6 protein-coding genes are annotated in these 6,138 nt (G+C 54.3%); all 6 read left to right on the top strand.

Annotated elements, in window-relative coordinates:
• Window positions 1-285: DUF2291 family protein (locus tag RT340_RS21220; protein ID WP_313377663.1), on the top strand; the 285-nt coding region annotated here is incomplete at its 5' end.
• 9 nt (window positions 286-294) lie between these two features.
• The gene (locus tag RT340_RS21215; RefSeq protein WP_160834646.1) at window positions 295-1,815 is read left to right on the top strand and encodes a sugar ABC transporter ATP-binding protein; all 1,521 of its coding nucleotides are present in this window, start codon (window positions 295-297) and stop codon (window positions 1,813-1,815) included.
• 19 nt (window positions 1,816-1,834) lie between these two features.
• Entirely contained in the window at window positions 1,835-2,902 is a 1,068-nt protein-coding gene (locus RT340_RS21210) for an ABC transporter permease (RefSeq protein ID WP_034821800.1), read from the top strand.
• An 11-nt stretch (window positions 2,903-2,913) separates the two neighbouring features.
• Window positions 2,914-3,711: an SDR family oxidoreductase gene (locus RT340_RS21205; protein ID WP_211727823.1), complete on the top strand. Its 798-nt coding sequence runs from the start codon at window positions 2,914-2,916 to the stop codon at window positions 3,709-3,711.
• Between the two features lie 211 nt (window positions 3,712-3,922).
• Window positions 3,923-5,359, top strand: a complete 1,437-nt coding sequence (locus RT340_RS21200; protein ID WP_211727824.1) for a YchO/YchP family invasin — start codon at window positions 3,923-3,925, stop codon at window positions 5,357-5,359.
• A gap of 85 nt (window positions 5,360-5,444) precedes the next feature.
• Window positions 5,445-6,138, top strand: a 694-nt coding sequence (locus tag RT340_RS21195; RefSeq protein ID WP_313377662.1) for a hypothetical protein, incomplete at its 3' end; no start/stop codon positions are given.

The following is a 6,138-nucleotide window of genomic DNA, read 5'->3' as shown; positions in this document are numbered from 1 at the left end:
ATGACGGTGAAAGATGTTTCCGGCGATAACGTGACCGTGCAGGTCGGTCCGATTTTCCCTGGCACGGTGCTGCGTGATGCCTATAAAGGGGCCAGCTATCAGGACTTTAACGATCAGGTGCTGTTTGGCGACTACAGCCGCGCCATTAATCAGCAGGCAGCCAACATGATGAGCGCCTTCAAGCCCAAAGTCGGCGATAAGGTGCAAATTTCCGGCGTGTTTAGCAGCTTCGATACGCCTGAGCAGGTGCCGAATGTCACACCTGCTGCCATCGTGCGGCAGTAAGGAGCGGGTATGCAAAATCCTCAAAGTGACGTGATCATCGAAACCCGTAATGTGTCACGTATTTACCCCGGCGTGACTGCCCTCGATCAGGTGAATTACCGCGTCTATCGCAACAAAGTGAACGTGCTGATTGGCGAAAACGGTGCCGGTAAATCCACCATGATGAAGATGCTGGCGGGCGTGGAAACGCCTTCATCCGGTGAAATTCTGCTGGACGGAGAAGTGGTGTCGCTAAGCTCCACTCATCAGGCGGAAAAGCACGGTATCAGCATCATCTTTCAGGAACTTAACCTGTTCCCCAACATGAACGTGATGGACAACATCTTTATCGCCAACGAGTTTTTCCAGCGCGGTGTGATCAACGAAAAATATCAGTATGCGCTGGCGAAATCATTACTGGAGCGGCTGGAGCTGGATGTTGACCCTTATGCGCCACTGGGCGAACTGGGGATCGGCCATCAGCAACTGGTCGAGATCGCCCGAGCGCTGTCCAAAGATACGCGTGTGCTGATCATGGATGAACCCACCAGTGCGCTGAGCCAGTCTGAAGTCAAAGTGTTGTTCAACGTGATTGACCAGCTGAAGCGGCGTGGTGTGACCATCATCTATATCTCGCATCGGCTGGAAGAGCTGATGGAAATTGGCGATCACATCACCATTTTCCGTGACGGTTGTTTTATCAGCGAGCGGGAAGTGCGTGATGCGTCAGTTCCCTGGATCATCGAACAGATGGTCGGTGACAAGAAAAAGCACTTCGACTATCAGCCCGCAGCACAGGGCGAAACGATTTTGCACGTCAACGGCCTGACGGCGCTGCATCAGAATGGTGGCTATAAGCTTAATGATGTGTCGTTCTCACTGCGCAAGGGCGAAGTGATCGGCATTTACGGTTTGCTGGGCGCGGGGCGCACCGAGCTGTTTAAAGGGCTGATTGGCATGATGCACTGCCAGTCTGGCAGCGTCAGTTTGAATGGCGAAGTGCTGGATAAACGCAACTTCCAGCAGCGCCTGAAAAAAGGCATTGCGCTGGTACCGGAAGATCGACAAACCGAAGGCGTGGTGCAGTTGATGTCGATCACCGCCAACATGACGTTAAGCGATCTCAGCTTGCGCGGTTTTCGCCGTGCGCTGCGCTTACTCAATCCCCACAAAGAGCAGCGTCGCGTCGATGAAATGATTGGTCATCTCGCCATCAAAGTGAGCGATCCGGAACTGCCGATTACCTCACTCAGCGGCGGTAACCAGCAGAAAGTGGTGCTGGGAAAAGCGCTGATGACGGGCCCTCAAGTGGTTTTGCTGGATGAACCCACGCGTGGGATCGATGTGGGGGCCAAAACGGACGTGTACCACCTGATTGGCAATCTCGCACAGCAAGGTCTGGCGGTGATGTTCTCCTCTTCTGAACTGGACGAGGTGATGGCACTGGCCGATCGCATTTTGGTGATGGCCGATGGCCGTATTACCGCCGACTTACCGCGCAGCGCGGCAACGCGAGAAGCGCTGATTAGCGCCTCAACACCGCATGATTGAGCCCGCAGGAGAGCAATAAATGAACCAGAAATACCTGCTTTATATGTACTTGCTGAAAGCGCGAACCTTTATCGCGTTACTGATCGTGGTCGGCTTTTTTAGCTTTATGGTGCCTAATTTCCTGACCACTTCAAACTTACTGATCATGACGCAGCATGTTGCCATCACCGGGCTGCTGGCGATTGGTATGACGCTAGTGATCCTGACGGGTGGCATCGATCTGTCGGTCGGTGCGGTTGCGGGCATTTGCGGCATGGTGGCGGGGGCGTTGCTCACCAATGGTGTGCCGCTGTGGGGCGGCAACACGCTGTTCTTTAACGTGCCGGAAGTGATTCTGGTGGTGGCGCTGTTCGGCATCGTGCTGGGGTTGATCAACGGCACCGTGGTGACGCGTCTGGGCGTGGCACCCTTTATCTGCACCCTCGGCATGATGTATGTGGCTCGTGGGGCCGCGCTGCTGTTCAACGATGGCAGTACCTACGCCAATCTGGTGGGGATGCCAGCATTGGGTAATACCGGTTTCGCGTTGCTGGGATCGGGCAGTGTGCTTGGCGTCTACATCCCAATCTGGTTAATGATCGGCTTCCTGCTGCTCGGCCTCTATCTGACACGTAAAACCCCGCTGGGCCGCTATATCTATGCCACCGGCGGCAATGAATCTGCGGCACGCCTGGCCGGTGTGCCGATCATTAAGGTCAAAGTGTTTGTCTATGCCTTCTCCGGTTTATGTGCTGCGCTGGTGGGATTGATCGTCGCATCCCAACTGCAAACCGCGCACCCGATGACTGGCAACATGTTCGAGATGGACGCTATCGGTGCAACCGTATTGGGCGGAACGGCGTTAGCAGGAGGGCGCGGGCGTGTATCGGGTTCTATTATCGGTGCCTTTGTCATCGTATTCCTCGCCGATGGCATGGTGATGATGGGCGTCAGCGATTTCTGGCAAATGGTGATTAAAGGGCTGGTGATCGTCACCGCCGTGGTGATCGACCAGTTCCAGCAAAAATTACAAAGTAAGGTGGTGCTGCTGCGCAGACATGAAAAAAAGCAGCAATCGGCCGCCCTGCCTGAAGCAACGCACGGATAACAGGAGGCAATATGACACGCGATTTTAGTGGAAAAACGGTGGTGATTACCGGCGCATGCCGCGGGATTGGAGCGGGTATTGCCGCACGATTTGCGCGCGATGGCGCACAGCTGGTAATGGTGTCCAACTCGGACCGGGTATTCACCACGGCGCGGGCGCTGGAAGAACAGTACGGCAGCGAGATTCTGGCGCTGCAGGTGGATGTGACCAATGAAGCCGAAGTGCAGCAGCTTTACCAGCAGGCGGCGGAGCGCTTTGGCACCATTGATGTCTCGATTCAGAATGCCGGAGTGATCACTATTGATCGCTTTGATTCAATGCCAAAGAGCGACTTTGAAAAAATCCTGGCGGTCAACACCACGGCCGTGTGGCTGTGTTGCCGTGAGGCGGCAAAGTACATGGTGAAGCAGGGCAGCGGCAGCCTGATCAACACCTCATCCGGGCAGGGGCGACAAGGCTTTATTTACACGCCACACTATGCGGCCAGTAAAATGGGTGTTATCGGCATTACTCAGAGCCTGGCACTGGAACTGGCGCCGTCGCACATCACCGTGAATGCTTTCTGTCCGGGTATCATCGAAAGTGAGATGTGGGATTACAACGATCGCGTGTGGGGAGAAATCCTTAGCAGCGATAAAAAGCAGTATGGCAAAGGCGAGTTGATGGCGGAGTGGGTGGAAAATATTCCGCTGAAACGCGCCGGACAGCCGCAAGATGTCGCCGGGTTGGTGGCGTTTCTCGCGTCGGATGATGCGCGCTACATCACCGGCCAAACCATCAATGTGGATGGCGGGTTGATCTTCTCCTAATCGCAGCAGCCGTGAGCGTCTTGCGGGGCTTTACGCAGGGCGCTCTGTGGAGCGATGTGGCTATCAAGATAAGATGATGCCTTTTGCTAATCAGGCAATGTCCTAATTCAGCCCGGCCTTTTCTGCAAAATCGGCAGAATGTGTTAGGGTATTCCAGTACAGTTTTGTGAGCCACTTCAAATTCTAAACTGGATAAAAGCCTGTTTTTGCTATGACATCTGTTTTCTCTGCTTTCAAATCACTGCGTATGTTGCCCGCTGCAACGGGGCTGCTTTTCACCGCGCCTGCTCTGGCGCTGGTCACTGACACGCATGTCGCTGATGCGCCTTTTAGCGATCCCGAACGCTTCCAGAAAATGGCCAGCGATCTGCCTGCACTCGGCTATGAAGATGAAAATGCGGCTTTCAGCAAAAATCTGGCGACCATCGCTAAGAGCATTGGTGAAGCCAGTCAGGACAGCACCAGTGACAACACTTTTGGTCATCAGGCGGGTATCTGGGCGTTTAACCATTTCCGCGATGAGGTGGCAAACCGCGTGGTAGATGAGGGCCAATCTCTGCTATCGCCTTATGGTAAAGCGCAGATCGATTTTAACGTTGATATGGATGGTAACTTCACCGGCAGTGGCGCCTCTCTGCTAACGCCGTGGGCCGATCGCTATCAATATCTGACCTTTAGTGAGGTGGGCTTCCACCAAACGGATGATGGGCTGGTGGGCAATATCGGCTTAGGACAACGTTGGACGGCGGGCAAATGGCTGCTTGGTTACAACGGTTTTGTCGATCGCATGTTCAACAGCGGATTGCAGCGTGCTTCAGTGGGCACAGAAGCCTGGGGCGATTACCTGCGCTTCTCGGCTAACTACTATACACCGCTGTCGGGCTGGCAAAACCGCGATCCCTTTCAGCAGCAGCGTTTAGCACGCGGCTACGATTTCACCACTCAGGGCTACCTGCCGTTTTATCGCCAGCTTGGTATGTCGGTGAGTTGGGAGCAGTATCTGGGCAATGATGTGGATCTGTTTAACAGCGGCAATACCTATCACAATCCTTCGGCGTTGACCTTTGGTGTGTCCTACACGCCGGTGCCGCTGGTGACATTTTCTGCCAGCCACAAAACCAGTAATGAAGGTGAAAGTCAGGATCAGCTGGGTTTACATCTTAACTATCGTTTCGGCGTGCCGTTGAGCCAGCAGTTGAGTGCCGATAACGTGGCCGAAGCGCGTTCGCTGCGCGGCAGCCGTTACGACATGGTGACGCGCAACAATACGCCGGTGGTGGAGTATCGTCAGCGCAAAACCTTATCGGTATTCCTCGCCACACCGCCATGGCAATTAAACGGCGGCGAAAGCCTGCCGCTGAAATTGCAAATCCGTAATGCGAATCCGATAACCAGGGTGACGTGGCAGGGCGATACCCAGGCGTTAAGCCTCACGCCGGGCGCTAATCCGAATGATCCGCAAGGCTGGAGCATCATCATGCCCGCATGGAATAGCGCATCGGACGCCACCAACAGCTATCGTCTGTCTGTGACACTGGAAGACAGCAAGGGCAGTCGGGTGACCTCCAACTGGATTACGCTGCAAATTCAGGAACCGTTTAGCATCGATTCCGGTGAGGATAATCGTTTCGATCTGATGACGCCTTAGTAACGGCCATCGAAGAAACTCCCGCCACTTCAGTGCATGAACCTGGTAATATAGCGGCTTATTGTCAAGAATGGATTCTTACTGCATGCCTTCAATTCCGGTTCCGCTGGTTACGCTAATGGTGCTGCTAATTTTAATCGTGACCTTAGCGGCGAACGATAAGCAACGCCACCAAACCACGCTGCTATTTCTGGTCGTCTGCTCACTGTTACTGGCGGTGGGAGCATTACGTTGGATCTGGCCGTCAACACCACTCATGGCTTTGCGCGTGTTATTAGCAACGCTAATCCCGGCGCTGGCCTGGCACTGTTTCAGCCCGCATACGACTCATCAATATTCACGCTGGAAAATCGTCCCGCCCGCGCTGGCCATCATCATTATGCAGTGCTGGCCAGAAGCCATTGATAGCGCGCTATTTGTGCTTTATATCGGATACGGGGCGACATTGATTCTTATGGGCTTAGGCGGTGGGGATCGATTTAGCGATGCGCGCATTGGTGAAGTCGGGCTGGCGGCAAGAATGGCTCTTACCGCCGGTGTTTATCTTTGCTTCTCTGGTATGACAGATTTGCTGGTGGCGCTCGAGTTCACTTTGCATCAGGGCAAGCTTGTGCCGCAAATCATCGCGATACTGCAAAGTTTAATGCTGCCTTTGCTTAGTCTGGCGATTGTACTTGCAGCACGGACCCGCCCCCGGGAAGTGAGTATTGAGACAGTACTGCCCGATTCTTCTCCGTTGCAGACGCCTGAGCAGGCAGCCTTGTGCCTGCAACTGGAAA

The sequence above is a fragment of the Pantoea sp. CTOTU50773 genome (assembly GCF_032082325.1).
Taxonomy (GTDB): Bacteria; Pseudomonadota; Gammaproteobacteria; order Enterobacterales; family Enterobacteriaceae; genus Pantoea; species Pantoea communis.
This window is presented reverse-complemented; position numbering and strand designations above follow the sequence as displayed.

Excerpts from the sequence above, each read along its gene's own strand:
- RT340_RS21215 (WP_160834646.1), top strand. The coding sequence starts at position 295 with ATGCAAAATCCTCAAAGTGACGTGATCATCGAAACCCGTAATGTGTCA.
- RT340_RS21210 (WP_034821800.1), top strand. The coding sequence starts at position 1,835 with ATGAACCAGAAATACCTGCTTTATATGTACTTGCTGAAAGCGCGAACC.
- RT340_RS21205 (WP_211727823.1), top strand. The coding sequence starts at position 2,914 with ATGACACGCGATTTTAGTGGAAAAACGGTGGTGATTACCGGCGCATGC.
- RT340_RS21200 (WP_211727824.1), top strand. The coding sequence starts at position 3,923 with ATGACATCTGTTTTCTCTGCTTTCAAATCACTGCGTATGTTGCCCGCT.